This window comes from Ralstonia sp. TCR112, from assembly GCF_007997035.1.
In the GTDB taxonomy this organism is placed as follows: Bacteria; Pseudomonadota; Gammaproteobacteria; order Burkholderiales; family Burkholderiaceae; genus Ralstonia; species Ralstonia edaphi.
In genome coordinates, this window is record NZ_VOSS01000174.1 from 1 (window position 1) to 686 (window position 686).

Consider the following 686-nt stretch of genomic DNA (forward strand, 5'->3'; position numbering starts at 1 on the left):
CTGCCGGAGTTCAACGCGCTGTACCCGCACATCGATCTGGAACTGCATCTGTCCATCCCGTTCCTCGACGTGAAAGCCGAGGACACCGATGTCGAGATCCGCTACGGCACCGGCCGCTATCCGGACCTGAAGACCACGCTGCTGCTCAACGAGCCGGTCTTTCCGGCGTGCGGGCGTGGCTACTTCGAGCAGATCAGCGGCAACACGATCACCGAAGCATCGCAGTTGCTGAACCTCACGCTGCTGCGCAGCCCGCTGGAGCCGTGGCGCCCGTGGTTTGAGGCGGCCGGGCTGGACGCAGTGGAGCCCGCGACCGGTTCGCTGTTCAACGACATCGGCCTGATGCTGGAAGCGGTGGCCTCCAACCAGGGCGTGGCGCTGGTTCGGCAAGCCATGGCACGCAACTGGCTCGCTTCAGGTCAGATCGTCCGGCTGCTGGACATCGAATCGGCATCGCCACATGCTTACTACATCGTCCAGCGCGAGCAGGCGCCGATGAAGCCCGAGGCGCGGCAGTTTGTGGACTGGTTGCTTGGGCTGGATTGGTAAACCGGTCAGCCGTGGGCCGCCAAGCCTCGTAACTGGACCTCAAACCACCGGATTCGAAACTTTTAGTATCGACGTTGACGTTCGGAACCCCAGCGTGATAAAAAGCAGCAACGTCGGAGCAAAAAGCGTCATGGGTC

1 protein-coding gene is annotated in these 686 nt (G+C 62.1%); it reads left to right on the top strand.

Annotated features, from left to right (window positions below):
* A partial coding sequence (locus tag FUT88_RS24935) for a LysR substrate-binding domain-containing protein (RefSeq protein ID WP_261797291.1) occupies positions 1 to 549 on the top strand: 549 nt, incomplete at its 5' end.
* Between the last annotated feature and the right edge of the window lie 137 nt (positions 550 to 686).